Below are 24,695 nucleotides of genomic sequence, written 5' to 3'. Positions count from 1 at the left end.
CAAAACCGGACAAAACCTGCCCCCTGCTAATGTTTTTCCAGCTTCACGTAGGATTGGTGCAAATCCGACGCCCAGCCATCGATCACGCCCTTCACATCCTCTGCTTTCATGACTTGCGCCTCGTTGGACAGAGGCTTGCCGGTGCCCTTGCGCACCACCTGGGCCAGGACCTTGCCGCTGGCACCGTCGAGAAACTGCGCCTCGGTGCCCAGCGTGGTTTCCTGGTCACGCATACCCGTGCCGGTACTGACCGCCGCCACCACCAAGGCCACCGGCACATACTCATAGGGTTTGAGCGCTTCGGTCTTGCTGCTGACCGCCGTGATGGCTGCACGCACCACAATCACGCCCGGCGCCGGTGCGTTGGCCAATGGCAGGGACTTTTCCAGTTCACGCTTCAGCGCCTGGTTGTAGTACGTATTGATGCCGTTGAGGGTGCTGTCGGGGATCTTCGCGGTGGGCTGCGGCTTGGGGTAGAACTGGGTCGGCTCGATGTACACCGCGTGGTAGCGGCTCAGGTCCAGTTGCGGGTCGACCCAGCGCATCACTTCAGCGCCCGATGGGGACTTGGCTTCCTTGAGCTGGCTGTAATCCGAGAGAAAACCCGAGTACTCCTCGGGTGGGGTGATCTGGCTGGCACAGCCGCTCATTCCGATTGCAGCGAGGCACAGTGTGCTGATCATTCGCCGTGTGTTCATCTTCAACTCCCTGACGATCATCGAAACATGGAGCTGTAGGTATAGCGAAATCTGGGGAAATAGCGCTGTCGCATAACTGCACCGGTCATTTCGCCGACAACTGCGTATGACTAATCGAAGCCCGATGGGTAAGGTGAGGCGACTTTCTTTGTCAGGAGCATCGCATGCGCACCATCGGCCTGATCGGCGGCATGAGCTGGGAGTCCAGCGCCGAGTATTACCGCATCATCAACCAGCGCGTACGCGACCAGCTCGGCCCGCTGCGCTCGGCGCAACTGTTGATGTACAGCGTCGACTTCGGCCCGGTTGAACAGGCTCAGCACGCCGGGCGCTGGGACGACACTGCGCTGATCCTCGAAGACGCCGCCCGCCGTCTGGAGGCTGGTGGCGCAGAGTGCGTAGTGCTGTGTACCAACACCATGCATCTGGTGGCACCGCGCATCCAGTCCGCGGTGTCGATCCCCTTCCTGCATATCGCCGATGCTGCCGGCGCCGCAGCCGTTCAAGCCGGCACCTTGACCGTGGGCCTGTTGGGCACCGCCTTCACCATGGAACAGGACTTTCTCAAATCCCGCCTGGCCGCCCAGGGCTTGAATGTTCTGGTGCCGGACGCCGACGAACGCCAAGCCGTGCACCGGATCATTTACGAAGAACTGTGCGTTGGCGTGATCAGCGACGCCTCACGCGAGGTCTACCAACGCGTGATCGAGTCTCTGGCCGCCCGCGGCGCCCAGGCGATCATCCTGGGTTGCACGGAAATCGGCTTGCTGATCAAGCCCGAACACAGTGACCTGCCGCTGTTGGACACCACCGAGCTGCATGCGCAGGCAGCGGTGGCGTTTGCACTGCAGGATTAAGGAGCGCCACGCCTCTACCGACCGTGCAACGTAGCCACCCGCCACACCCGCGCGATATCCACTGCCCGCTCACGCAGCAATCGCGGCGCCTCGCTGCATGCCTGTTCCAGGTTCATGGGGCCTGCGGGCAATGCAAACGCGGCATCGACGCCGTGGGCATACATCTGTTCGTAGCCGTCGCCCAGGGTGCCGGCAATCACGATGACCGGAACGCCGTGTTGCCGGGCGATACGGGCTACACCAAACGGGGTTTTGCCGCGCAGGGTCTGGGCGTCGAAACGCCCTTCACCGGTAATGACCAGATCGGCGCCGCGTACGGCGTTTTCCAGTCCGACCAACTCGGCGACGACCTCTACGCCGGCACGGAACTGCGCGCCGAGAAAGGCCTTGGCCGCAAAACCCAGGCCACCGGCGGCGCCGCTGCCGGGCTCATCGCGTACGTCCCTGGGCAGTACTCGGGCGCAGTGCTCGGCGAAGTGGCCAAGGGCAGCGTCCAGTTGTAGCACCTGGTCGGGATTGGCGCCTTTTTGCGGGCCGAAAATCGCCGAAGCGCCGTGGGGGCCGCACAGGGGGTTGTTGACGTCGGCTGCGATTTCGAAGCGGACATCGGCAAGGCGTGGGTCAAGCTGCTTGAGGCTTATGCGCGCCAGTCGCGCCAGGGCCAGCCCGCCAGGTGGCAACGCCTGGTCCTGGGCGTCGAACAGTTGCACGCCCAGCGCCTGCATCGCACCCGCACCGCCATCATTCGTGGCACTGCCGCCAATCGCCAGGATGATGCGCTGCGCACCGAGGTCGAGGGCCGCGCGGATCAGCTCGCCGGTGCCATAGGTGCTGCTTGAGCAGGCATCGCGCTGCCCCGGTGGCACCAATTGCAGGCCGCTGGCTTCGGCCATTTCGATGATTGCGGTATGACTGTCGGCAAGCCAGCCCCAGCGCGCCTCCACTGTCACACCCAAGGGGCCTTGCACCCATTGGCGGCGCAACTCACCGTTACAGGCGGCGAGCACAGCATCCACCGTCCCTTCACCACCATCGGCCATCGGGCACTGGATGAGTTGTGCATCCGGCCAGACCTGGGACAGCCCGTCGGCGATGGCCTGGGCGACGCCTGCAGCGCTCAGGCTGTCCTTGAACGAATCGGGGGCGATGATGACTTTCATGGGCTTTCTCCGGTTTTTATAACGCCCATGCTGCCAGTTGGCACCGCTGCTGACGCCGGTCCGATGCACAAGTGTGGGTGAGCTTTGTTGTTCATTCCGACAAAGGTTGAGGCAACAACTGCACGCCAAGGTACAACGCAAGCATGCCGTCCAGGGTCAGTGGATCGACGCCACTGAGTTCGGCAATGCGCTCCATGCGGTAGCGCAGGCTGTTGCGGTGGATACCCAGAGCATCGGCACAGGCCTGGCTCTGGCCGTCGTGCTCGCACCAACTGCGCAGCGTGGCCAATAGCTGTCCATTGGTGTCCTTGGCCAGCACCTTGCGCAAGGGGCTGAGCAATTCGTCCAGGGCATCGTCGTTGCGATGGCGCCAGAGCATGACCGGCAGACGGTAGCGATTGAGGATCAACAAGCGGGTGTGCGGCAGCACATCACGACCATAAGCGAGTAAATCGCCGACGCGGCGATAACAGCGGCGCAGCCCGGCCAAGCCATCGGCCTGTCCGCCCACCGCCACGCGCAACACATTCCAGCCCAGGCTGTCGAGTTTTTCCAGCAGCCGGGGGTTGTCCACGGGCGCGGCGGCTGGACGACACCACAGCAACGAAAACTGCGCCGAGCTGACACACCAGCTGTCCGGGTAGCGGCTGCTCAACCAGGCGCTCAAGGCCTCCGCCGATTGGCCGACACCCAGCTCGAACAGATAGGGCGTGCGCGTCATCTGCGGTTTGAGCCCCAGTTGCAGGGCTTCGTCCACCAGGCGTGGTGAGTCACCGGTCTCGGCCAGGAGCAAGGCCAGCAAATCGTCGCAACGCTGGCGGCGCCATTGCTGCTCGGCCTGTTGATGGCGCTGGCTGACCAGCATCTCGGCGGTCATGCGCACCAGTTCCGCATAGGTGCGCAACAGCTCCGGTTCGCCAGTGATGCCCAGCACGCCGATCAGGCGCTGGTCGTGCAGCAGCGGCAGGTTGATGCCCGGTTGCACGCCCTTGAGGTGCTTGGCGGTCTGGCCGTCGATTTCCACCACGCGACCGTTGGCCAGCACCAATTGCGCGCCTTCATGCCGGGTGTTGATGCGTTCGGGTTCGCCGCTGCCGAGAATCAGCCCCTGACTGTCCATGACGTTGACGTTATAGGGCAGGATGGCCATGGTGCGGTCGACGATATCCTGGGCCAAGTCATGATCCAGCTCGAACATGGAGCCCATCTCCTTAAAAGATGTTCTTGAAAGCGGGTTGTTCATAGGCACAGCGCAAAACAGGCTTGACTGTGCGCGAGCACAAAGACATCACCCGGCAACGTGGCCGAGACTCTTCAGGCGATCAACGTTACCTTTGCATCGCACAAAATCATAATAAAGAGAGAACGCCATGTCACAGAGCGCCGCTGCCGCCCAGGCCAACGATGACGACAAAAACGCTGTCTACAAGCGCATCATCCTGCGCCTGATCCCCTTCATTTTCATCTGCTACCTGTTCAACTACCTCGATCGCGTCAACGTCGGCTTCGCCAAGTTGCAGATGCTCGACGCCTTGAAATTCAGCGAAACGGTATACGGCCTTGGTGCCGGCATCTTCTTCATCGGCTACGTGCTGTGCGGCGTGCCGAGCAACCTGGCGCTGACCAAGTTCGGCCCGCGGCGCTGGATTGCGCTGATGATGATTGCCTGGGGTACGTTGTCGACCTGCCTGCTGTTCGTCACCACCCCCACGCACTTCTACACCCTGCGCTTGTTCACCGGTGCCGCCGAGGCCGGCTTTTTCCCCGGAGTGGTGTTGTACCTTTCGCAGTGGTTCCCAACCTTCCGCCGTGGACGAATCATGGCGTTGTTCATGTCGGCGATCCCGGTGTCGGGCCTGCTCGGCAGCCCGTTCTCCGGCTGGATCCTCAACCATTTTGCCGCGGGCCAGGGTGGCCTGGCCGGCTGGCACTGGATGTTCCTGCTGCAAGGCATCCCGACCGTGATCCTCGGCGCCCTCGCCTACTTCCTGCTCAGCGACAACTTTGCCAACGCCAAGTGGCTCACGCCCCATGAGCGCGCGGTGCTGGAAGCCGATCAGGCGACTGACCTGGCAAATAAACCGAAAACCACCAGCGACTCCCTGGCCGAAGTGTTCAAAAACCCGGCGATCTGGGCGTTCGGCCTGATCTACTTCTGCATCCAGAGCGGTGTGTACGCCATCAACTTCTGGCTGCCGTCGATCATCAAGAACCTGGGTTTCAGCGATAACCTGGTGATCGGCTGGCTGAGTGCGATCCCGTATCTGCTGGCGGCGGTGTTCATGTTGCTGGTGGGCCGTTCTGCCGACTTGCGCAAGGAGCGTCGTTGGCACTTGGTAGTGCCAATGCTGATGGGCGCAGTGGGCCTGATCATCGCGGTGAATTTCGCCACGACCCCGGCCATTGCCATCCTCGGCCTGACCATTGCCACCATGGGCGCGCTCACCGGCCTGCCGATGTTCTGGCCCGTGCCCACTGCCCTGCTCAGCGCGGGTGCAGCAGCGGGTGGCCTGGCGCTGATCAACTCCATGGGCCAGATGGCCGGTTTCCTGAGCCCGTATATCGTCGGGTTCGTCAAGGATGCGACCGGGTCCACGGACATGGCGTTGTATCTGCTGGCGGGCGTGATTGTGGCCGGCAGCGTGCTGGCGCTGCGTATGACCCGTACCCTGAAGGTCTGAGCCCCTGGGTTTGTAGTGAGCGGGCTTGTCGAATCGTCGCACCGCCCGCGCTGGGTGGCGCAGCCGCCCCAATAAAAACGCCGCATCCCGTCAGACAGAATGCGGCGCCTGATCTCAGGGCCGCTTCGCGCCCCGGCGCAGGCGGTACGACGATTCGGCAAGCCTGCTCACCACAGTGAGTATTTTTCAAACCAAGGTTTTGTGGTGGCGAGCGGCTTTTTTTGTACTGAGCGAGGAAAACTCGGCCAGGATCAGAGCAGGCCACCGCCGTCGATATCGATCACGGCGCCGGTCACAAAGCCGTTCTCCATCGCCAGCACATACCCCGCCGCCACGTCCTCTCCCCGCCCCACACGGCCGACCGGCAGGGCCGCACCGGCCTTGGCGAACATCGCCAGGCGCTGCTCTTCAGTGAGCCCGGCGTAGGCCGGTGTGTCGATCACCCCCGGGCTGACCACATTGACCCGGCGCGGAGCCAGTTCCTTGGCCAACTGCTTGCCCAATGCCTCGGTTGCGGCATTGATGCCGGTCTTGATGAACTGCCCGGCCACCGCCTTACGCCCCAGTTGTCCGGAGGTCAGCGTGATGCTGCCGTGCTCGCTCAGGAACGGCAGTGCGTGTTGAATCGCGCGCAGGGAGCCCCAGAGCTTCACGTTGAAGTTTTCCTGCGCCTCATCAAGATCTGTGTCGATCAAGCTCTTGGCGCGCACTGACGGACCGGAGGTGTAGACCAGGTGATCAAAGCGCCCCACCGTCTCGAAGAGTCGTTGCAGGGAAGCGCTGTCGGTGACATCCACCGGTTCGCTGCGCAGGCCGTTTTCGGCAGCCGATACCAAGCGTCGTCCAGCCAATACCACCTGCGCGCCACGTTCCGCCGCCGCTTTGGCCACCGCCGCGCCGATACCGCTGCTGCCACCGATCACAATGACGGTTTTGCCTTTCAGGGAAGAAGTCATGAAGGAATGTCCTGGTTCAGAAAGTGAGCGTTCATCCTCCCAGCTTGGCAATCGAAGAAAAATCCCGGTAAAACGACAAGATCTTTAAAGGATTTTTATAAATGAGCTCGATCCTCGACCTGGAAGTTTTCGTGCGCACCGCCGATACCGGCAGTTTGTCTGCAGCCGCGCGCGGGCTGGGCCTGACCCCCGCAGCGGCCAGCATTGCCCTCAAGCGCCTGGAGAGTCGTCTGGGCAGCCGCTTGCTGGCGCGCTCCACCCGCAGCATGCGGCTGACCGAAGAGGGTCGACGCTACCTCGACAGCGTTCGCGTGGCGCTGGCGGCCTTGTCCGAAGGTGAACAGGCACTCAAACAACAGAGCCAGGGGCTGACCGGCCTGCTGCAATTGGCGGCACCGTCGGATTTCGGGCGCAACGTGGTGCTGGGCTGGCTCAATGAGTTCAAGGCGCAGCATCCCCATATCCGTTTGCAGTTATTGCTCAACGACAGCAACGCCGACCTGTTCCGTGACACCGTGGACATTGCCCTGCGTTTCGGTGTGCCGCAGGACTCCAGCCTGGTGGCGCTGCCCATTGCGCCGGATCATTGCCGCGTCGCCTGCGCCAGTCCGGACTACCTGGCGCGCCACGGCACGCCACAAGAGCCCATGGAACTGTCCCGTCACAGCGCGCTGCGGTACATGCGTCGAGGTCAGGTGAGCAAGACCTGGCGCTTTCGCCAGCACAACGAATGGCAGGAGGTGGAAGTGACCGGGGACTTTCTCAGCGATGACGGCGAAGTCGTGCGCCGCTGGGCATTGGCCGGGCACGGCATTGCCTACAAGGCCCGGCTTGATGTGGTGGGTGATATAGCGGCAGGTCGGCTCGTGCCGCTGTTCGAGGCATGGCAAGGCGAGCCAGCGCCGTTCAATCTGATGTGCCCACATCGATTGCAAGTGTCGGAGCGGGTGAAAGTGCTGCACCGATTTCTCCAGGAGCGTTGCGCGACGTTGCTCCGTCCATGAAGAAACGCACGCAGGGCTTGTTCCAGAGCCTGCGAGTCTGCTATTGCATAAGTCACGTTTCACCGCCTAGAGGAGCTTTGCATGATTTATCGCACATTGGGCCAGTCCGGGTTGAAGGTCAGCGCCTTGACCCTGGGCACCATGATGTTTGGCGAACAGACCAACACCGAGGACTCGCTGCGCATCATCGACAAGGCCTGGGACCAGGGCATCAATTTTATCGACACGGCCGACGTGTACACCGGCGGGCGCTCGGAAGAAATCGTCGGCGAGGCCATTGCCCGTCACCGTGATGACTGGGTGGTGGCCTCCAAAGTGGCCATCGGCCCCACGGACGGTGTGCCCAACCGCAGCGGGCTGAGCCGTAAACGGATTTTCAACGCCCTGGAGGCCAGCCTCGCACGTCTCGACACCGATTATCTGGATATCTATTACCTGCACCGTGAAGACCACAACACCCCGCTGGAGGTTACGGTCTCGGCGATTGGCGATCTGATCCGCCAGGGCAAGATCCGTTATTGGGGCCTGTCCAACTACCGGGGTTGGCGCATTGCCGAGGTGATTCGCGTGGCCGAGCGCCTGGGGGTCGATCGACCGGTGATCAGCCAGCCGCTGTACAACATCGTCAATCGTCAGGCCGAAGTCGAGCAGATCACCGCCGCGGCGGCCTATGGTCTGGGCGTGGTGCCTTATAGTCCGCTGGCCCGTGGTGTGCTCAGCGGCAAGTACGCGCCGGATGTTACCCCTGAAGCCGGAAGCCGTGCGGCGCGCCAGGACAAGCGCATTCTGGAAACCGAGTGGCGCGTGGAGTCGCTGCGTATCGCCCAACAGATTCAGCAGTACACCCAGGGCCGTGGTGTGGGGATCGTCGAGTTTGCCATTGCGTGGGTGCTGAACAATCAGGCGGTGAGTTCGGCGATTGTCGGACCGCGCACCGAGGCACAGTGGGACGCCTACACCGGCGCGCTGGACGTGAAGATCACGGCGGAGGATGAAGCGTTTATCGACTCGCTGGTGACGCCGGGGCACTCATCAACGCCAGGCTTCAATGATGTGAGCCACTTTGTGTCAGGGCGTATTGCGCGCTAATCCAGAGGCACCTCCAGACTGACCTTGACCCGGTCCATCACCACGATGCTGCGAAACCACTTGATGTTGCGGTTTTCGTAGAACAACTGCCGGGCCAAGGCCTCATAGGCCTTCATGGTTTCCACCACGATCACCAGCATGAAATCTGCATCGCCAGTGACGTAATAGCACTGCTGCACCTGGGGTATCGACATTTGTGCCTTGAGTACATCAAGGTCTTCGATGTGGGTGCGTTCGGCGTGCACCTCCACCAGGATCGTGATCGGTTTACCCACTCGCTCCTGATTGACCACCGCCGTATTGGCGGTGATCGTCCCGCTCTGTTGCATGCGCTTGATCCGCCGCTGCACGGCGGCGGTCGACAAATTCACCTGTTCGCCGATCACCCGCAGCGCAGTGGTGTTGTCGTGTTGCAGGTGCTGGAGAATGGCGATATCAAAAGCATCGAGGGGCGACTGGTCTGTGATCGACATCCGAACGAACCTGGGCGTGAGAAAATTTCCCATAAGATGCCGTAAAACAGAACAAACGTCTCACCTCAAAAGCAATATATTCCCACCTTGAAACTCCCCCTCTCTTTTTATATCAATCGGTTTTCGCGAGGACAGCGTGTCTAAAGGTGTTGTGTTATCGGTCTTGGCTTCGGTGTTGTTCGCCGTGATGTATTACTTCACGTCACTGCTGACCCCCTTGAGCGGCCTGGAGATTTTTGGCTGGCGCATGCTGCTGACGGTGCCGTGCATGACGGTATTCATGCTGATCAGTGGCGAATGGCGTCGGGCATGGGAGTTGTTGCGCAGGCTTGCGGCCCAGCCACAACTGATCATCGGCGCACTGGCTTCTTCGGCATTGCTCGGGGTGCAGTTATGGCTGTTCATGTGGGCACCGCTCAACGGGCGCAGCCTGGATGTTTCGGTGGGGTATTTCCTGCTGCCGCTGACCATGGTGCTGACCGGGCGCCTGGTCTACGGTGAGCGCTTGTCACGCCTGCAAACGGTCGCGGTGATGTTTGCCGCCCTCGGCGTGCTGAACGAGTTGTATCAGGCAGGCGGGTTTTCCTGGGCGACACTGGTGGTGATCATCGGCTACCCGATCTATTTCGTGGTGCGCAAATACTTGGCGACGGATCACCTCGGCGGCCTGTGGCTGGACATGGCCTTGATGCTGCCGGTGGCCTGGTGGTTCGTACAGAGTGGCGACCAGGGGTTTGCAGTGCTGGATGCCCATCAGAAGTTGTATGCGCTGATTCCGATGCTCGGCGTGATCAGTGCGTCGGCGTTAGTGAGCTATATCGTTGCCAGCCGCTTGCTGGCGTTCAGCCTGTTTGGGCTGCTCAGTTATGTGGAGCCGGTCCTGTTGCTGGCGGTGGCGTTGCTGCTGGGGGAAGGCATCAAGGCAGGCGAATGGCTGACGTACATTCCGATCTGGCTGGCGGTGATGGTGCTGGTGTATGAGGGCTTCAAGCACCTGGCACATCAGCGCAAGGTGTAGACATGTTTTTGTGGTGAGCTGGCTTGTCGAATCGTCGCACCGCCCGCGCCGGGCTGCGGAGCTGCACACAAAAATCCTGCACATCATAAAAAGCCCGGCGAGGTGTTCCTGCCGGGCTTTTTTACGCCGAAACGGTCAGTCGGCGGTCAACACACCACGACGCACCTGGTCTCGCTCGATCGACTCGAACAGGGCCTTGAAGTTGCCCTCGCCGAACCCATCGTCGCCCTTGCGCTGAATGAATTCGAAGAATACCGGCCCCATCAGGGTTTCGGAGAAGATCTGCAGCAGCAGGCGCTTGTCGCCAGCCACAGACGAACCATCCAGCAGGATGCCGCGTGCCTGCAACTGCTCCACCGGCTCGCCGTGGTTGGGCAGGCGGCCTTCGAGCATTTCGTAGTAGGTGTCGGGCGGTGCTGTCATGAAACGCATGCCGATCTTTTTCAGCGCGTCCCAGGTCTTGACCAGATCGTCCGTGAGGAACGCCACATGCTGGATGCCCTCGCCGTTGAACTGCATCAAAAACTCTTCGATCTGCCCGGCGCCCTTGGAGGATTCCTCGTTGAGCGGGATGCGGATCATGCCGTCCGGGGCGCTCATGGCCTTGGAGGTCAGACCGGTGTATTCGCCCTTGATATCGAAGTAACGGGCTTCACGGAAGTTGAACAACTTCTCGTAGAAGTTGGCCCAGTACACCATGCGACCGCGGTAGACGTTGTGGGTCAGGTGATCGATCACCTTGAGTCCCGCGCCCTGCGGATGACGGTCCACGCCTTCCAGGAACACGAAGTCGATGTCATAGATCGAGCTGCCTTCGCCAAAACGGTCGATCAGGTACAGCGGCGCGCCGCCGATGCCTTTGATCGCCGGCAGGTTCAGTTCCATCGGGCCGGTTTCGATATGGATCGGCTGCGCCCCCAGCTCCAGCGCGCGGCTGTAAGCCTTTTGCGAGTCCTTGACGCGAAACGCCATGCCGCACACTGACGGGCCGTGCTCGGCCGCGAAGTAGGAAGCGATGCTGTTGGGCTCGTTGTTGAGGATCAGGTTGATTTCGCCCTGGCGGTACAGGTGCACGTTCTTGGAACGGTGGGTTGCGACCTTGGTAAAGCCCATGATCTCGAAGATCGGCTCCAGAGTGCCCGGCGTCGGCGACGCGAATTCGATGAACTCAAAGCCCATCAGGCCCATTGGGTTTTCGGTGGTATGTGCCATGGTTTGGCGCCTCATCATTCTTGTGCGTGAAGGTTTCAATTGCCAGCAAGGATGAGGGGCATGGGTGGCGCGCAGGAAAGGCCTCGCACGCTGCGGGCGAGAAAGTCACCAAAGATGAGGGGGGAGCCGAGTAGCTTCATGGTTACATCAGTCTCTGACGGCTTAGGCTTGCGTGAGCGCAAGTCTCTATTCTTGTATGCGTAAATCGATTCTACACAGCGTAACCGAGTTTGTCCGTACTCTTATCAAATCCCCATAACCTTGGCCCGTGCAAGCGGTTTGTTGCACAGGCAGATGCCCAGCAGGATGACCACACCGCCCAGCAACATGGGTGGGGTCAGTTGTTCGCCGAGCAGGACGGCGCCACAGATCACCGCTGTCAGCGGGTTCAGCGCAATGAACACTCCGGCGCGGGTGGCGCCAATACGCCGAATGCCTTCGTAGTAGCCGATATAAGCCAGGGCCGACCCCAACACCCCCAGATACACAAGGCTCAGTAGCTGGGGCGCGTGGAGTGCGTTTAACCCGTCGATCGTGAAATGTCCGGTGACCCAGGTGGTGGCACACAGCATTAACGTACCGAGCCACACCGACCAGGCAACGGTCTGCAACGGGCCCAGGCTCTGGTTGAGCCCCCGGGAATACAGCGAATAAATGCCCCAGGCGACTACGCAACCGGCAATCAAAGCGTCGCCCTCCCAATGGTCGGACGCGTCCTGCAACACCTGGGGATTGCGGCTGACGATGACCATCGCCGCACCCGCCAGACACAGAGCGATACCCATGATCTTGCTGCGCCCGAGGCGCTCCTTGAACAACCACCAGGATGCCAGGCCGATCACCGCCGGGTTCAAGGCGACGATCAGGGAGGCCCGTGAGGCATTGATGTTCTGCAAACCGTAGAAAAAACACAGGTTGTAGAAAAAGATGCCGAAGAATCCCAGTACCGTCAGTTGCGCCAGTTGGCGGCGGCTGGGGAACGCCAACGGAACGCGTGCAACTGCCATGAACAACAGCAAGGCCAGGCTTGCCAGGATGAACCTCAGGCTCGCCGCCAGCAGCGGATCGACAACCCCTGCCAGATAACGCCCAGCGACGAAGGTGCCGCCCCAGATCATGGTGACGACTGCGAGCGTCAGGTAGGTAAAGCGGTCTGAGGTTGAATACATGGAGATGGCGCTCTGCTTGGCGGAAACATGGGCGTATTCTTCTGTTAATGCTTGATCATCGTAAAATGAGTGATTACTCATGACGCTTACACAATTGGAAATCTTCTCTCGCGTGGCTGAGCTACAGGGTTTTACCAGCGCGGCGCATCAGCTGGGTATCAGCCAATCCGCGGTATCCCATGCCATCAAGGGCCTGGAACAGGAACTGGGGGTCGAGTTGTTTCGGCGACATCAAGCCCAGGTGGAACTCAGTGACATCGGCCAGCAATTGCTGTTGCGTGCACGCGCCATGCTGGGCCTGGCCGACACCCTGCAACAGGAAGCGGCGGACGCTCGAGGCCTGAAACGGGGCACCTTGCGAGTCGGTTCGTTCGGTCCGACGTCGTCGATCCGATTGCTGCCACCCATCCTCGCGCGGTTTCGACAGGAATATCCGGGCATCGAAGTTCATATCGATGAAGGCCCTGACCGCCAGGTGGTGCAGTGGCTGGATGACCGGCGCATCGATATCGGCTTCGTGGTGTTGGAGCAAGAGCGCTTCGACACCTTTGCTCTGATGACCGATCAGATGGTGGCACTGCTACCCGTCGAGCATCCGTTGGCCGCACGCCCTGCCCTGCGCCTGGAGGATCTGTGCAAGGATCCGTTCGTCCTCACCGAGGCGGGCTCTTCGGAGTTGGTTTCGCGCTTGTTCAGCGCCGCGCGCCTCACGCCAAACGTGCGCTATCGTTGCGCCCAGTTGTTGAGCACGCTCGATCTGGTAAGCCGAGGCGACGCACTGACGGTGGTTGCGCAAGCCTCCCTGCCCCGCGTGCGCAACCCCGGGTACGTGCAACGTCCCTTGCTACCGAATGTCCCGCGTACCATTGGCCTGGCTGTGTTGGACAGCCGACAGGCATCCCCAGCCACCCTGGCGTTCATTCGTGTGGCGCAAGAGGTGGGTTGTTCGCAGGAGATTGCCGAGTAACGGCCAGGCAAGTGAAGCTTATTCCGGCCGGGCCATCTATCATCGAACTAATCCGCCTCCCGATACCGTTCACCTTCAGCCACAGGCCGCGCCATCCATGCCGCTCACCGTAAAAGGCCCGAGAAACCGCACCACGCGCCACCTGATCACGACGCTCAGCGGGCTGCTGCCGATCGTGCTGGGGGTGTTTATCCTGCACTGGCAGGCGGAACGCACCCTGCAGAAAAGCACGGCGCAAACGGCTCTGGAGGCCGTGCGTCAATTCGATCTGATGCTCGACAATACCGCCCTCGCCGCCCGGGACTTGCTGCCCCTGGCTGGCCAGCCCTGCGACAACGCCGCGCAACTGGCCTTGCGTGAACAGGTCACACGTCGACCGTTTGTGCGGGCGACCACCCTGTCCTGGCAGAAAAACATCTATTGCACGTCATTGTTCGGCAGCGACTACGCGTCCCCCGTCAACCCGACCGATTACGTCGACGGCCAACTGTGGTTGATGAATGGCAACCCAGTGACACCCAATACCGCCTTGCTGGTTTACCGGCTGGTTGATGGCGACAAGGCAGCCCTTGCCTCAATCGACGGCTACCACCTGACCAACGCGCTGCGCCTGATCAGCCGCTATGCACACCTGGTGCTGCAAGTGGGACCGAATTGGCTGGGCGCGGACGGCAAGGTGCACGATAACCCTGTGCCGGTCTTTCCCGTCGCGCATCATCACCTGACGTCACAACGCTACCACTACAGTGTCGACGCCGGCATGCCCGCCGGGGAAATCTGGCGTTACATGCAAGACCGCTATCCGGCGGTATTCAGTCTGGTCGTGTTTTTTGGCGTGCTGGCAGGCGCCCTGGCCCACTGGCTGCAAAAACGCGCTTCGGCGCCGACCCATGAGTTGCAGCGGGCCCTGGGCGCCAACGAGTTCATCCCGTATTTTCAGCCGGTGGTACGCGGTGACACACAGACGTGGGCAGGCTGCGAAGTGCTGATGCGCTGGCAGCATCCGAAGGAAGGCCTGGTCCGACCGGACCTCTTCATCCCCCTGGCCGAGCATTCCGGCCTGATCGTGCCCATGACTCAGGCCTTGCTGCGTCAGACCGCCGCGATCCTGGCGCCCCATGCAGAGCGCTTCACGCCGGGGTTCCATATCGGCGTGAACATCACCGCCCGTCACTGCCAGGACCTGGCATTGGTGGACGACTGCCGAGAATTCCTCGCTGCCTTCCCACCTGGGCAGGTCACGCTGGTGCTGGAATTGACCGAACGCGAGCTGATCGAGCCCACCGACATTACTCGCCAGCTGTTCGACGCGCTGCATCAGTTGGGCGTGATGATCGCGATCGATGACTTCGGCACCGGTCATTCCAGCATGGGTTACTTGCGCAACTTCAATGTGGATTACTTGAAGATCGATCAAAGTTTTGTCGCCATGATCGGTGCGGACGCATTATCCCGACATATTCTGGACAGTATCATCGAGCTGTCCGGCAAGCTCGATCTGGGCATCGTGGCCGAAGGCGTGGAAACACCGGAACAACGAGATTATCTGGCTGCCCAGGGCGTGGACTTCCTGCAGGGCTATCTTTTTGGTAAACCACTGGCCGGTGACGCCTTCATTAAATCCCTGGCCAGCCATTGAATAGCCATCTACTGCCAGGATGAAATAATGTATTTCGACTAAAGACATGATTTACTCGTGGCAAATTAACTACTACAATTTTTCATGCCTGTGCAGAACTCGCAGAACTCGCAGAAAGACTGTTTTCTTTGAGTCACCTAAAGCGCTTGGCTTATAGCTTTGTCTGCAGTTGATATCAGCCAACTACACTATTGGAGTACAGATTTTGTCCAGACTCGCCGAATTTCGCGCAGCAGAAAAAGCCCTTCAAGAACAGCTCGCACAGCTGGAAAGCCTGAAGAACGATGCCGGCCTGAAGAAAGAAATCGAATTCGAAGAAAAACTTCAGGCCCTGATGAAGTCCTACGGCAAAGGCCTGCGCGACATCATTTCCATTCTTGATCCAAACCCGGGCAAGGCCGGTTCCGCAGTGGCCGCAGCCCCTAAACAGCGTCGCGCACGCGTGGTCAAGGTTTACCAGAACCCGCACACCGGCGAGCTGATCGAGACCAAAGGCGGCAACCATCGCGGCCTGAAAGCCTGGAAGGAACAGCACGGCGCTGCTACTGTAGATTCCTGGCTGCGCAGTTGATCGCAACGCACTAACAAAGAGCCCCGCACACGCGGGGCTTTTTTGTGCCTAGTTCGAAAGCGAACTTAAATAACCCTTCATGATGTTCAGAATCGATTAGCGGAGCCTATTCAAAGTTTCAGACTGTCACGTACCGAGCTGACTTCAGCCTTGCTGGCCTCATAGGCCTGAGCCTGTCCCGCGTAAGAAAAAACATACGCCTTATCGGTATCCACCGCGCCCACCAATGTTTGCGACAACACGTGCCGCCCGTTTTCGGTAATCACGCAAGTAGTTTCCAACGCCTCAAGCCGACTCAATACCGCAGGATGCATTTTGGTGCACACACTCTGATAACCACTTTGGGCAAAGTCCTTCTGGATGGACTTGCGCATTTCCAGCAACACCCCCTGAAGATTAACCTTGTGTCCGACTTCTATTGGAGTACCGGTCAACTCGATCACCATCAAGGTATTGCCATTTTCATCGTTCTTGATCGCACGCTGGCGAGAAACGGATTGCGCTGTGGCAGGCGCCTGGCCGTCAGGCACTACTTCCTCGACTTGCCAACCACTGGGCCAGTGAATTTCAGGGTCGGCCGCCCATACCAACGAACTGCCCCATACCAGGCACAGCGCGCTCAATAACGATGTACGAAAATCGATCATTGCGAAAATACCCAAGGTTCAAGCGACAAAGTCTGAGGCCCGATACCCTTTGCTCGCAAGGGCTGCGCGCGCTTTTTAATTTGGCGCATCAGGCAGGCCTGCGTATCATGGTCCGGCTGCAAGGACGCCTGCCGCAAGCCAGGGAACCGCTCATTACACGTCAAGCCGCGCGCGCCGCGTTTGCCCGATTTTTTCCGGAGGGCCCATGAGCCTGCACGAACTGAACACTTTCCCGGGCGTCACCGCCCAACCTGACACCGCTACCACGAACTTCGTGTTCAACCACACCATGTTGCGGGTCAAAGACATCACCAAGTCGCTGGATTTCTACACCCGCGTCCTGGGATTCTCGCTGGTTGAAAAACGCGACTTCCCCGAAGCCGAATTCAGCCTGTACTTCCTGGCCCTGGTGGACAAATCCCAGATCCCGGCAGACGCCGCCGAACGTACCCAATGGATGAAGTCGATCCCGGGCATCCTGGAACTGACCCATAACCACGGCACCGAAAACGATCCGGACTTCGCTTACCACAACGGCAACACCGATCCGCGCGGGTTTGGCCATATCTGCATTTCCGTGCCCGACATCGTTGCCGCATGCGAACGTTTCGAAGCCCTGGGCTGCGACTTCCAGAAGCGCCTGAGCGATGGCCGCATGAAAAGCCTGGCCTTCATCAAGGACCCGGATGCGTACTGGGTTGAAATCATCCAGCCAGCACCGCTCTGAGTTAGCGACCGCTCAGACAGGCAGCAAAAAGCCCCATGATCACTCATGGGGCTTTTTCATTTCCGCAGCCTGGATCTACGCCGGGGCGGAAGTGCGGATCAAATGATCGAAAGCACTCAGGGAAGCCTTGGCACCCTCACCCACCGCAATCACGATTTGCTTGTACGGAACCGTCGTCACGTCACCGGCAGCGAACACACCTGGCAGTGAGGTTTCACCACGGGCGTCGACGATGATTTCACCGCGCGGTGTCAGCTCTACGGTACCTTTGAGCCAGTCAGTGTTGGGTAACAGGCCGATCTGTACAAAGATACCTTCCAAGTCGATGGTCTTGAACTCACCGCTGTCGCGATCCTTGTACGCCAGACCGGTGACTTTCTGCCCATCGCCTTTCACTTCGCTGGTCAGCGCGCTGGTGATCACGTCGACATTCGGCAGGCTGTAGAGCTTGCGTTGCAACACAGCGTCGGCGCGCAGCTTGCTGTCGAACTCCAGCAGGGTCACATGACTCACGATACCAGCCAAGTCAATGGCCGCTTCAACGCCGGAGTTGCCGCCGCCGATCACCGCCACGCGCTTGCCCTTGAACAACGGACCATCGCAGTGCGGGCAGAAGCAAACGCCCTTGGCCTTGTATTCCTGCTCGCCAGGCACACCCATTTCGCGCCAGCGGGCACCGGTGGCCAGGATCACAGTCTTGGACTTGAGCGTGGCACCGCTTTCAAAACGGATCTCGTGCAGGTCGCCGGCATTTTTCGCCGGGATCAGGCTGCTGGCACGTTGCAGGTTCATGATGTCCACGTCGTATTGACGCACGTGGGCTTCGAGCGCGCTGGCCAGTTTCGGCCCTTCGGTTTCCTGCACCGAGATGAAGTTCTCGATGGACATAGTGTCCAGCACCTGACCGCCGAAGCGTTCGGCAGCCACACCGGTACGGATACCTTTACGGGCAGCGTAGATGGCAGCCGAAGAGCCCGCTGGACCACCGCCGACGACGAGTACGTCAAAGGCGTCCTTGGCGCTGATCTTCTCGGCGGCTTTCTCGATGCCGCTGGTGTCGAGTTTGGCGAGAATTTCTTCCAGGCCCATGCGGCCCTGGCCGAAGTTCACACCGTTGAGGTAGATGCTCGGTACCGCCATGATCTGGCGCTCATCGACTTCTGCCTGGAACAGCGCACCGTCGATGGCGACGTGGCGGATGTTCGGATTGAGCACGGCCATCAGGTTCAGCGCCTGGACCACGTCCGGGCAGTTCTGGCAGGACAGCGAGAAGTAAGTCTCGAAGCTGAACTCGCCTTTGAGCGCACGGATCTGTTCAATGACTTCGACACTGGCCTTCGACGGGTGGCCACCGACTTGCAGCAGGGCCAGCACCAGCGAAGTGAATTCATGGCCCATGGGGATGCCGGCGAAACGCAGGCTGATATCGGCACCCGGGCGGTTGATGGAGAACGAAGGCTTGCGCGCATCATTGCCATCGGTGTTCAGGGTGATCAGCGTGGTGAGGCTGACGACATCCTGCAAAAGGGCAAGCATTTCCTGGGATTTCGCGCCGTCGTCGAGGGAGGCGACGATCTCGATCGGCTGGGTGACCCGTTCCAGGTATGACTTCAACTGAGCTTTAAGATTGGCGTCCAACATACGGGCGATTCCTATTGATTCTGGGCATAAAAAAACGCCCGAGCGAATATCGCCCGGGCGTTTTGAGGGCGGATGCAGCTTACTTAGGTGCGGATTTCCGCCCTTGGTACTTCACAGACTTAGATCTTGCCGACCAGGTCCAGGGACGGCGCCAGGGTGGCCTCGCCTTCTTTCCACTTGGCTGGGCAAACTTCGCCTGGGTGAGCGGCGACGTATTGAGCGGCCTTGATTTTGCGCAGCAGCTCAGTGGCGTCACGACCAACACCGCCGTCGTTCAGCTCAACGATCTTGATCTGGCCTTCAGGGTTGATCACGAAGGTGCCACGGTCTGCCAGGCCAGCTTCTTCGATCAGCACGTCGAAGTTGCGGGAGATGGTCAGCGTTGGGTCGCCGATCATGGTGTACTGGATTTTGCCGATGGCTGGCGAAGTGTTGTGCCAGGCAGCGTGGGCGAAGTGGGTGTCGGTGGACACGCTGTAGATTTCTACGCCCAGTTTCTTGAACTCGTCGTAGTTGTCAGCCAGGTCTTCCAGTTCGGTCGGGCATACGAAGGTGAAGTCGGCTGGGTAGAAGAACACTACGGACCATTTGCCTTTCAGGTCAGCGTCAGACACATCTACGAAGTTGCCGTTTTTGTACGCGGTCGCTTTGAACGGTTTTACTTGGCTGTTGATGATAGGCATCGTTGAATCTCCGTCAGGTTGTGTAGAAGGGTTAAGAAGTTGATGAAGTGAATCCTACCCACTCTCCTCGCTGATGGCTCATTGGCAAACCTGATGCTGACGATTGGGTTTCTCTATCAGGTGACTGTATTAATAGAAGAAATCTCAAAGCAGCGGCGGGTTTGCCAGTGTCATCCCGAGAAAGGGCGTCGCTTCAACATAGCGCATGGCGGATTTCATGTCGTTCCAGCCGACGTAACTCATCAGCGATTTCAAATCCCACCCACTACGATGGGCCCAGGTGGCGAAGCCACGACGCAATGAATGGCTGGTGTATTGCTCGGCTGCGATACCCGCACGCTCGAGGGCTTGGCGCAGCAGCGGAATCACGCTGTTGGGATGCAAGCCCTCCTCACCCAGGTTGCCCCAACGGTCAATGCTGCGAAACACCGGGCCGCGCACCAGGGCCGACGCACTCAACCATTCGCAGTAAGCCCGCACCGGACACAGACGCAACAGCGCCGGGGTGTGATAGGTTTTGCCGAGGTTGTCGCGGTCGCCTTTGCTGCGCGGCAGGTACAGGCTGATACCCGCACCAGGTGTGGCTTGTACGTGTTCAACCGCCAACCGACACAGTTCATCACTGCGAAAACCACGCCAGAACCCCAGCAGGATCAGTGCAGTGTCACGCTTGGCCCGCAACAATCGCGCAGGGTCGTGGACGGCATCTTTTGCTTCGCACTCAAGAAACGCAACCACCTGCTCCAGCTGTGAGAGCTGCAGCGGCTCGGCTTGCTTTTCCTGCACAGGGTGCACGGCACGAATCCCCTTGAGCACCTTGCGCACTACCGGAGCCTTGGTCGGATCAGGAAAACCCTGGCTTGTGTGCCATTGGGCCAATGCCGAGAGCCGCAATTTCAGCGTATTGACCGCCAGCACCCCGGCATGCGCCACCAGGTAGCGCGCCACGCTGTCGCTGGTCGCCGGCAGGAAACCGCCCCAGCTGACTTCGAAGTGCTCGATAGCCGCACGGTAACTGCGCCGCGTGTTATCCCGGGTGGCGGCGCTGAGGTATCGGTCGAGATCGCTCATGGAGGGGCCTTTCGTACTGGCGGTGGGCATCTAGGCGGTTGGACTGCGTATGACACGGGATAATACGCCAATATCCCATTTGTTAAATGGGCAATTTCATCGTGATTTTATTCATGATAAATTACGTATATACATACTACGTAACACAGTACTAAATCGATGGAGGCTCCATGGCTCGCGGTGGCATCAACAAAGCAGTCGTTCAAACAGCACGCCTGGCGATTCTCGCCCGCGGCGAAAACCCCAGTATCGACGCGGTACGTATCGAACTGGGCAACACCGGCTCGAAAACCACCATTCATCGCTATCTGAAAGAACTGGATGAGAGCGAGACCCGCCTGACCATCACTGAAGCGCCGCTTGACGATGAACTTGGCGAACTAGTAGCAAGGCTTGCCCAACGCTTGAAAGAAAAGGCCCAAGAGCCCATTGACCTGGCCCTGGCTCAATTCGAACAACAGAAAACCACCCTGCTCGCCCAAGTAGAAGCACTCGAAGAAACACACACCCAACTCCAGCAGCAGTTTGATATCCAGGCCGCCGCCCTGGCCGAAGAAAGCGCCAACCTGCAAACCACCCGCACCAGCCTGCAAACCGAGCAAACCCGCAACGCAGGCCTGAGCCAGGCGTGCAGCGATTACGAGCTGCGCCTCAACGACAAGGACGAGCAGATTCGCTCGCTGGAAGAAAAACACGTGCACGCCAGGGATGCGTTGGAGCATTACCGCAACGCAATCAAGGAGCAGCGCGAACAAGAGCAACGCCGTCACGAAGGTCAGTTACAGCAGGTGCAGGCAGAATTGCGCCAGGCTCAGCAGAGCGCCATGGTGCGTCAGGACGAAATCACTCAATTGCACCGCGACAACGAGCGACTGCTGATCGAACACCGAGTGACGGTGAAGGAATTGACCGCTGCGCAAGAACGAGCGCGCAAGGATCAAGCCGCGCAGGTCAAGCTGAACGAACAAGTGACGCAGATCGAAGGTGAGCGCACCCTGCTCCAGGAGCGCCTGTGCGTAGCCCTGCTGGAAAGTCAGTCGCGCCATGACGCACTGGCCGAACACCAGCGCATCAACAAGGCATTGGAACTGGACCTGGCCAAGACCCAGGCCGGTCTTGAAGCATTGCGCCTGGCAACCGTCGTTGCGACGGTGCCGGACGCAACACCCAACGAGTGATCAGCCCGCGACAGGCGTGCGCATAGTGACGAACTCTTCCGCCGCCGTCGGGTGCACGCCGATGGTTTCATCGAAATGCTGTTTGGTTGCGCCCGCCTTGAGCGCAATCGCCAAACCCTGAACGATCTCGCCGGCATCCGGCCCCACCATGTGGCAGCCGATCACTTTGTCGGTATCGGCATCCACCACCAGCTTCATCAGGGTCTTTTCCTGGCACTCGGTCAGGGTCAGTTTCATCGGGCGGAAGCGACTTTCGAAGACCTGCACCTTGTGGCCATTCTTTTTCGCTTCTTCCTCCGTCAGGCCCACTGTGCCGATGTTCGGTTGACTGAACACAGCCGTTGGAATATTCGCGTAATCCACCGGACGATACTGCTCCGGCTTGAACAGGCGGCGCGACACTGCCATGCCTTCAGCCAGCGCCACCGGCGTGAGCTGCACGCGACCGATCACATCGCCAATGGCCAGGATGGACGGCTCGGCGGTCTGGTACTGCTCATCCACTTCGACAAAGCCACGCTTGTCCAGTTTGACGCCAGTATTTTCCAACCCCAGGTTGTCCAGCATCGGGCGGCGGCCCGTCGCGTAGAACACGCAGTCGGCTTCCAATACGCGACCATCTTTCAGAGTGGCCTTGAGGCTGCCGTCGGCCTGCTTGTCGATACGCTCGATATCGGCATTGAATTGCAGGTCCAGACCGCGCTTGGCCAACTCTTCCTTCAGATGGGTGCGCACTGAACCATCGAAGCCACGCAGGAACAGATCGCCGCGATACAGCAACGAGGTCTGCGCGCCCAGCCCGTGGAAAATGCCAGCGAACTCCACGGCAATGTAACCGCCGCCCACCACCAGCACACGCTTTGGCAGCGCTTTGAGGAAGAACGCCTCGTTGGAGCCAATGGCGTGTTCCCGCCCCGGGATTTCCGGGATCTGCGGCCAGCCGCCGGTGGCGATCAGAATGTGCTTGGCGGTAAAGCGCTCGCCATTGATTTCCACCTGATGCGGATCTATCAGGCGTGCATGCCCTTCATGCAGGGTCACGCCGCTGTTGACCAGCAAGTTACGGTAGATGCCATTGAGGCGGTTGATTTCGCGATCTTTGTTGGCGATCAGGGTCGCCCAATCGAAATTCGCCTCGTCCAGCGACCAGCCAAAACCACTGGCTTGCTCGAACTCTTCGGAAAAGTGCGCGCCATACACCAGCAGCTTTTTCGGCACGCACCCCACATTGACACACGTCCCACCCAGGTAACGGCTTTCCGCCACCGCCACCTTGGCACCAAAACCTGCGGCAAAACGCGCCGCGCGAACACCGCCAGAACCGGCGCCAATTACATACAGGTCAAAATCGTAGGCCATTTCACTCTCCTCGGCAGGACATCAGCATACCGACTTACATGGGGCTGAAAAGCAAAAAAGCCACCCGAAGGTGGCTTTTTTAAGCGAGAAAGGCGACCGTGAATCAGTAGGCCTTGCCCGTCTTGTAGAAGTGCTCGTAGCAGAAGTTGGTGGCTTCGATATAGCCTTCAGCGCCACCGCAGTCGAAACGCTGGCCCTTGAACTTGTAGGCAATCACGCAACCGTCTTTGGCTTGCTTCAACAGGGCGTCGGTGATCTGGATTTCGCCGCCCTTGCCTGGCTCGGTTTCTTCGATCAGCTTGAAGATGTCCGGAGTCAGGATGTAGCGACCGATGATCGCCAGGTTCGACGGAGCGTCTTCCGGTGCGGGCTTTTCAACCATGTCACGGACGCGGATCAGGCCATCGCCAATGTCGTCGCCGGCAATAACGCCGTACTTATTGGTTTCGCTTGGGTTCACTTCCATCACTGCAACGATGGTGCAACGGTACTTTTGATACAGCTTGACCATCTGGGTCAGTACGCCATCGCCTTCCAGGTTCACACACAGGTCATCCGCCAGTACCACAGCGAACGGCTCGTCACCGATCAGCGGGCGACCGGTCAGGATCGCGTGGCCGAGGCCTTTCATCTGGGTCTGGCGAGTGTAGGAGAACGAGCACTCGTCGAGCAGCTTGCGGATGCCGACCAGGTATTTTTCCTTGTCGGTGCCCTTGATCTGGTTTTCCAGCTCGTAGCTGATGTCGAAATGGTCTTCCAGGGCGCGTTTACCGCGGCCGGTCACGATGGAAATTTCGTTCAGGCCGGCGTCCAGCGCCTCTTCGACGCCGTACTGAATCAGTGGCTTGTTCACCACCGGCAGCATCTCTTTGGGCATGGCCTTGGTCGCTGGCAAGAAGCGAGTGCCGTAACCGGCTGCTGGGAACAAGCATTTCTTGATCATATAAGTCCTTACAAAGGGCTGTGCGTACGGAATTCGGCGCAGTCTAATCAGGCCGCAGTCACCTTACAATGGGTCCTGCTGGCGTTGCGATGTCAACATAGAGAAAAAATGTCAGCGTAAGTTCCGCCAATCCTACGAAGAGCCTCACCAACGGCTGGCCAGAACGCATGTTTACCCTGATTTTCTCAAGGAACAAGCCCCTTTTTAGCAGGCTTTTCGGGCATTGACACGGCTCTGCAACAACTTGCACGAGCGAAAGCCGATTGGCGCTATCATGGCAGGCTTGAACCACACCACGGGATTGATAGATGTCAGAAGCAAAAGGCGTAAACGGTTACTTGATCACCAAGCGGGCAGACGGCTGGCACCTGATCAACTTCCACGGAGACAGCGTTGCGGGCACCTTTGCCACCGAACGCGAAGCCATTATGGTCGCCGAGGTGTTCGTGGATGAAGCGGGACACGCCTCGAGCAAGAAACCCAAGGGCAAGTAAGCCTGGCGTTTTGCATGGAAAAGCCCCGATACCGGGGCTTTTTTGCGTTTACCATATACCGATATGGCAATTCGCTATAGTCTTTGGCAGACGCCCCGTGACAGGGTCTGCGCCCCTTCCAACACCTTCGATGACGCCCCCATGAACAAGATCCTGGCACTGACTGCGGCACTGGCGCTGGCCGGCTGCACCACCACTTCCGATGTTTACCTGAAAAACGGCGAACAGGGCCTGACCATCGACTGTTCCGGCGAGGCCAACTCCTGGGCCAGTTGCTACGAAAAGGCCGACGCCTCCTGCGCGGGCACCGGCTATCGCATCGTGGGCACCGAAGGCACTCCATCCTTGAATGAAAGTGACAAGACCCTGGGCAAAGACGTGGGTAACTACAAGAGCCGCAGCGTGGTCGTGGTCTGCAAATAGGCTCGCCGCCAGTCAGGGTTCATGACCGAGGCACG

The 24,695-nt window shown here is 59.6% G+C and carries 25 protein-coding genes; 12 read left to right on the top strand and 13 right to left on the bottom strand.

Translation table 11 applies throughout. The annotated features are described in order from the left end of the window. Positions 1–26: 26 nt before the first annotated feature. A complete protein-coding gene (locus tag ACW9IN_RS02685) occupies positions 27–698 on the bottom strand; it encodes a DUF3313 domain-containing protein (protein WP_457364436.1) in 672 nt (223 codons plus the stop codon). Between the two features lie 164 nt (positions 699–862). Between ACW9IN_RS02685 and ACW9IN_RS02680 the strand changes: the two genes are divergently transcribed. Continuing rightward, entirely contained in the window at positions 863–1,555 is a 693-nt protein-coding gene (locus tag ACW9IN_RS02680; RefSeq protein WP_457364435.1) for an aspartate/glutamate racemase family protein, read from the top strand. A 14-nt stretch (positions 1,556–1,569) separates the two neighbouring features. On the opposite strand, the gene ACW9IN_RS02675 is transcribed toward ACW9IN_RS02680, so the two are convergent. Together ACW9IN_RS02675 and ACW9IN_RS02670 are read right to left on the bottom strand one after the other, a co-directional pair. Beyond that, a complete protein-coding gene (locus tag ACW9IN_RS02675; protein WP_457364434.1) occupies positions 1,570–2,715 on the bottom strand; it encodes a glycerate kinase in 1,146 nt (381 codons plus the stop codon). 91 nt (positions 2,716–2,806) lie between these two features. Then, complete coding sequence (locus tag ACW9IN_RS02670) at positions 2,807–3,913, bottom strand: sugar diacid recognition domain-containing protein (RefSeq protein WP_457364433.1); 1,107 nt, start codon at positions 3,911–3,913, stop codon at positions 2,807–2,809. Positions 3,914–4,085: 172 nt separating this feature from the next. Between ACW9IN_RS02670 and ACW9IN_RS02665 the strand changes: the two genes are divergently transcribed. Beyond that, positions 4,086–5,396, top strand: coding sequence for an MFS transporter (locus tag ACW9IN_RS02665; protein ID WP_457364432.1), 1,311 nt, complete (start codon positions 4,086–4,088; stop codon positions 5,394–5,396). A gap of 251 nt (positions 5,397–5,647) precedes the next feature. On the opposite strand, the gene ACW9IN_RS02660 is transcribed toward ACW9IN_RS02665, so the two are convergent. Continuing rightward, positions 5,648–6,352: an SDR family oxidoreductase gene (locus tag ACW9IN_RS02660; protein ID WP_457364431.1), complete on the bottom strand. Its 705-nt coding sequence runs from the start codon at positions 6,350–6,352 to the stop codon at positions 5,648–5,650. Between the two features lie 101 nt (positions 6,353–6,453). Between ACW9IN_RS02660 and ACW9IN_RS02655 the strand changes: the two genes are divergently transcribed. Further along, positions 6,454–7,356, top strand: a complete 903-nt coding sequence (locus ACW9IN_RS02655; protein WP_457364430.1) for a LysR family transcriptional regulator — start codon at positions 6,454–6,456, stop codon at positions 7,354–7,356. An 81-nt stretch (positions 7,357–7,437) separates the two neighbouring features. Then, complete coding sequence (locus ACW9IN_RS02650; RefSeq protein ID WP_457364429.1) at positions 7,438–8,445, top strand: aldo/keto reductase; 1,008 nt, start codon at positions 7,438–7,440, stop codon at positions 8,443–8,445. Here the strand turns inward: ACW9IN_RS02650 and ACW9IN_RS02645 are convergent. Further along, positions 8,442–8,918: an Lrp/AsnC family transcriptional regulator gene (locus ACW9IN_RS02645; RefSeq protein ID WP_457364428.1), complete on the bottom strand. Its 477-nt coding sequence runs from the start codon at positions 8,916–8,918 to the stop codon at positions 8,442–8,444. The two genes, ACW9IN_RS02650 and ACW9IN_RS02645, sit on opposite strands and share 4 nt — an antisense overlap. A 136-nt stretch (positions 8,919–9,054) precedes the next feature. On the opposite strand from ACW9IN_RS02645, the gene rarD reads away from it, so the two are divergent. Continuing rightward, a complete protein-coding gene (gene rarD, locus ACW9IN_RS02640) occupies positions 9,055–9,936 on the top strand; it encodes an EamA family transporter RarD (protein ID WP_457364427.1) in 882 nt (293 codons plus the stop codon). Between the two features lie 135 nt (positions 9,937–10,071). On the opposite strand, the gene hppD is transcribed toward rarD, so the two are convergent. Both hppD and ACW9IN_RS02630 read right to left on the bottom strand, forming a co-directional pair. Further along, complete coding sequence (gene hppD, locus ACW9IN_RS02635; protein ID WP_457364426.1) at positions 10,072–11,148, bottom strand: 4-hydroxyphenylpyruvate dioxygenase; 1,077 nt, start codon at positions 11,146–11,148, stop codon at positions 10,072–10,074. 245 nt (positions 11,149–11,393) lie between these two features. After that, a complete protein-coding gene (locus ACW9IN_RS02630) occupies positions 11,394–12,317 on the bottom strand; it encodes a DMT family transporter (RefSeq protein WP_457364425.1) in 924 nt (307 codons plus the stop codon). A gap of 79 nt (positions 12,318–12,396) precedes the next feature. Between ACW9IN_RS02630 and ACW9IN_RS02625 the strand changes: the two genes are divergently transcribed. The 3 genes from ACW9IN_RS02625 (at position 12,397) to ACW9IN_RS02615 (ending at position 15,494) form a co-directional block, all read left to right on the top strand. Beyond that, a complete protein-coding gene (locus tag ACW9IN_RS02625; RefSeq protein WP_457364424.1) occupies positions 12,397–13,284 on the top strand; it encodes a LysR family transcriptional regulator in 888 nt (295 codons plus the stop codon). Between the two features lie 97 nt (positions 13,285–13,381). Next, positions 13,382–14,923 (top strand): EAL domain-containing protein, encoded by a 1,542-nt coding sequence (locus ACW9IN_RS02620; protein WP_457364423.1) that lies wholly within the window; start codon positions 13,382–13,384, stop codon positions 14,921–14,923. Between the two features lie 205 nt (positions 14,924–15,128). Then, positions 15,129–15,494 (top strand): histone-like nucleoid-structuring protein, MvaT/MvaU family, encoded by a 366-nt coding sequence (locus ACW9IN_RS02615; RefSeq protein ID WP_457364422.1) that lies wholly within the window; start codon positions 15,129–15,131, stop codon positions 15,492–15,494. 110 nt (positions 15,495–15,604) lie between these two features. Here ACW9IN_RS02615 and ACW9IN_RS02610 read toward each other — a convergent pair whose 3' ends face one another. After that, the gene (locus tag ACW9IN_RS02610) at positions 15,605–16,141 is read right to left on the bottom strand and encodes a DUF4946 domain-containing protein (protein WP_457364421.1); all 537 of its coding nucleotides are present in this window, start codon (positions 16,139–16,141) and stop codon (positions 15,605–15,607) included. 205 nt (positions 16,142–16,346) lie between these two features. Between ACW9IN_RS02610 and gloA the strand changes: the two genes are divergently transcribed. Continuing rightward, a complete protein-coding gene (gene gloA, locus ACW9IN_RS02605; RefSeq protein ID WP_457255899.1) occupies positions 16,347–16,868 on the top strand; it encodes a lactoylglutathione lyase in 522 nt (173 codons plus the stop codon). A 75-nt stretch (positions 16,869–16,943) separates the two neighbouring features. On the opposite strand, the gene ahpF is transcribed toward gloA, so the two are convergent. The 3 genes from ahpF to ACW9IN_RS02590 form a co-directional block, all read right to left on the bottom strand. After that, positions 16,944–18,509 (bottom strand): alkyl hydroperoxide reductase subunit F, encoded by a 1,566-nt coding sequence (gene ahpF, locus ACW9IN_RS02600; protein ID WP_457364420.1) that lies wholly within the window; start codon positions 18,507–18,509, stop codon positions 16,944–16,946. A 119-nt stretch (positions 18,510–18,628) separates the two neighbouring features. Beyond that, a complete protein-coding gene (ahpC, locus tag ACW9IN_RS02595) occupies positions 18,629–19,192 on the bottom strand; it encodes an alkyl hydroperoxide reductase subunit C (protein ID WP_457364419.1) in 564 nt (187 codons plus the stop codon). 144 nt (positions 19,193–19,336) lie between these two features. After that, positions 19,337–20,263: a site-specific integrase gene (locus ACW9IN_RS02590; protein ID WP_457364418.1), complete on the bottom strand. Its 927-nt coding sequence runs from the start codon at positions 20,261–20,263 to the stop codon at positions 19,337–19,339. A gap of 170 nt (positions 20,264–20,433) precedes the next feature. On the opposite strand from ACW9IN_RS02590, the gene ACW9IN_RS02585 reads away from it, so the two are divergent. Further along, positions 20,434–21,441 (top strand): DNA-binding protein, encoded by a 1,008-nt coding sequence (locus ACW9IN_RS02585; protein ID WP_457364417.1) that lies wholly within the window; start codon positions 20,434–20,436, stop codon positions 21,439–21,441. Here ACW9IN_RS02585 and gorA read toward each other — a convergent pair whose 3' ends face one another. Together gorA and galU are read right to left on the bottom strand one after the other, a co-directional pair. Then, complete coding sequence (gene gorA / locus ACW9IN_RS02580; RefSeq protein ID WP_457364416.1) at positions 21,442–22,800, bottom strand: glutathione-disulfide reductase; 1,359 nt, start codon at positions 22,798–22,800, stop codon at positions 21,442–21,444. Between the two features lie 103 nt (positions 22,801–22,903). Beyond that, positions 22,904–23,743 (bottom strand): UTP--glucose-1-phosphate uridylyltransferase GalU, encoded by an 840-nt coding sequence (gene galU / locus ACW9IN_RS02575; RefSeq protein ID WP_457364415.1) that lies wholly within the window; start codon positions 23,741–23,743, stop codon positions 22,904–22,906. Between the two features lie 308 nt (positions 23,744–24,051). Here galU and ACW9IN_RS02570 point away from each other — a divergent pair, with 308 nt between their 5' ends. Both ACW9IN_RS02570 and ACW9IN_RS02565 read left to right on the top strand, forming a co-directional pair. After that, a complete protein-coding gene (locus ACW9IN_RS02570) occupies positions 24,052–24,237 on the top strand; it encodes a hypothetical protein (RefSeq protein ID WP_457364414.1) in 186 nt (61 codons plus the stop codon). Between the two features lie 141 nt (positions 24,238–24,378). Beyond that, the gene (locus ACW9IN_RS02565; protein ID WP_457364413.1) at positions 24,379–24,660 is read left to right on the top strand and encodes a hypothetical protein; all 282 of its coding nucleotides are present in this window, start codon (positions 24,379–24,381) and stop codon (positions 24,658–24,660) included. The last annotated feature ends 35 nt before the right edge of the window (positions 24,661–24,695 follow it).

Source organism: Pseudomonas sp. SDO5271_S396 (genome assembly GCF_054071795.1).
Note: the sequence above shows the minus strand (reverse complement) of the source record. Positions and strands in the feature narration are given on the sequence as shown.

Excerpts from the sequence above, each read along its gene's own strand:
- ACW9IN_RS02685 (WP_457364436.1), bottom strand. The coding sequence starts at position 698 with ATGAACACACGGCGAATGATCAGCACACTGTGCCTCGCTGCAATCGGA.
- ACW9IN_RS02680 (WP_457364435.1), top strand. The coding sequence starts at position 863 with ATGCGCACCATCGGCCTGATCGGCGGCATGAGCTGGGAGTCCAGCGCC.
- ACW9IN_RS02675 (WP_457364434.1), bottom strand. The coding sequence starts at position 2,715 with ATGAAAGTCATCATCGCCCCCGATTCGTTCAAGGACAGCCTGAGCGCT.
- ACW9IN_RS02670 (WP_457364433.1), bottom strand. The coding sequence starts at position 3,913 with ATGTTCGAGCTGGATCATGACTTGGCCCAGGATATCGTCGACCGCACC.
- ACW9IN_RS02665 (WP_457364432.1), top strand. The coding sequence starts at position 4,086 with ATGTCACAGAGCGCCGCTGCCGCCCAGGCCAACGATGACGACAAAAAC.
- ACW9IN_RS02660 (WP_457364431.1), bottom strand. The coding sequence starts at position 6,352 with ATGACTTCTTCCCTGAAAGGCAAAACCGTCATTGTGATCGGTGGCAGC.
- ACW9IN_RS02655 (WP_457364430.1), top strand. The coding sequence starts at position 6,454 with ATGAGCTCGATCCTCGACCTGGAAGTTTTCGTGCGCACCGCCGATACC.
- ACW9IN_RS02650 (WP_457364429.1), top strand. The coding sequence starts at position 7,438 with ATGATTTATCGCACATTGGGCCAGTCCGGGTTGAAGGTCAGCGCCTTG.
- ACW9IN_RS02645 (WP_457364428.1), bottom strand. The coding sequence starts at position 8,918 with ATGTCGATCACAGACCAGTCGCCCCTCGATGCTTTTGATATCGCCATT.
- hppD (WP_457364426.1), bottom strand. The coding sequence starts at position 11,148 with ATGGCACATACCACCGAAAACCCAATGGGCCTGATGGGCTTTGAGTTC.
- ACW9IN_RS02630 (WP_457364425.1), bottom strand. The coding sequence starts at position 12,317 with ATGTATTCAACCTCAGACCGCTTTACCTACCTGACGCTCGCAGTCGTC.
- ACW9IN_RS02625 (WP_457364424.1), top strand. The coding sequence starts at position 12,397 with ATGACGCTTACACAATTGGAAATCTTCTCTCGCGTGGCTGAGCTACAG.
- ACW9IN_RS02620 (WP_457364423.1), top strand. The coding sequence starts at position 13,382 with ATGCCGCTCACCGTAAAAGGCCCGAGAAACCGCACCACGCGCCACCTG.
- ACW9IN_RS02610 (WP_457364421.1), bottom strand. The coding sequence starts at position 16,141 with ATGATCGATTTTCGTACATCGTTATTGAGCGCGCTGTGCCTGGTATGG.
- gloA (WP_457255899.1), top strand. The coding sequence starts at position 16,347 with ATGAGCCTGCACGAACTGAACACTTTCCCGGGCGTCACCGCCCAACCT.
- ahpF (WP_457364420.1), bottom strand. The coding sequence starts at position 18,509 with ATGTTGGACGCCAATCTTAAAGCTCAGTTGAAGTCATACCTGGAACGG.
- ahpC (WP_457364419.1), bottom strand. The coding sequence starts at position 19,192 with ATGCCTATCATCAACAGCCAAGTAAAACCGTTCAAAGCGACCGCGTAC.
- ACW9IN_RS02590 (WP_457364418.1), bottom strand. The coding sequence starts at position 20,263 with ATGAGCGATCTCGACCGATACCTCAGCGCCGCCACCCGGGATAACACG.
- ACW9IN_RS02585 (WP_457364417.1), top strand. The coding sequence starts at position 20,434 with ATGGCTCGCGGTGGCATCAACAAAGCAGTCGTTCAAACAGCACGCCTG.
- gorA (WP_457364416.1), bottom strand. The coding sequence starts at position 22,800 with ATGGCCTACGATTTTGACCTGTATGTAATTGGCGCCGGTTCTGGCGGT.
- galU (WP_457364415.1), bottom strand. The coding sequence starts at position 23,743 with ATGATCAAGAAATGCTTGTTCCCAGCAGCCGGTTACGGCACTCGCTTC.
- ACW9IN_RS02570 (WP_457364414.1), top strand. The coding sequence starts at position 24,052 with ATGTCAGAAGCAAAAGGCGTAAACGGTTACTTGATCACCAAGCGGGCA.
- ACW9IN_RS02565 (WP_457364413.1), top strand. The coding sequence starts at position 24,379 with ATGAACAAGATCCTGGCACTGACTGCGGCACTGGCGCTGGCCGGCTGC.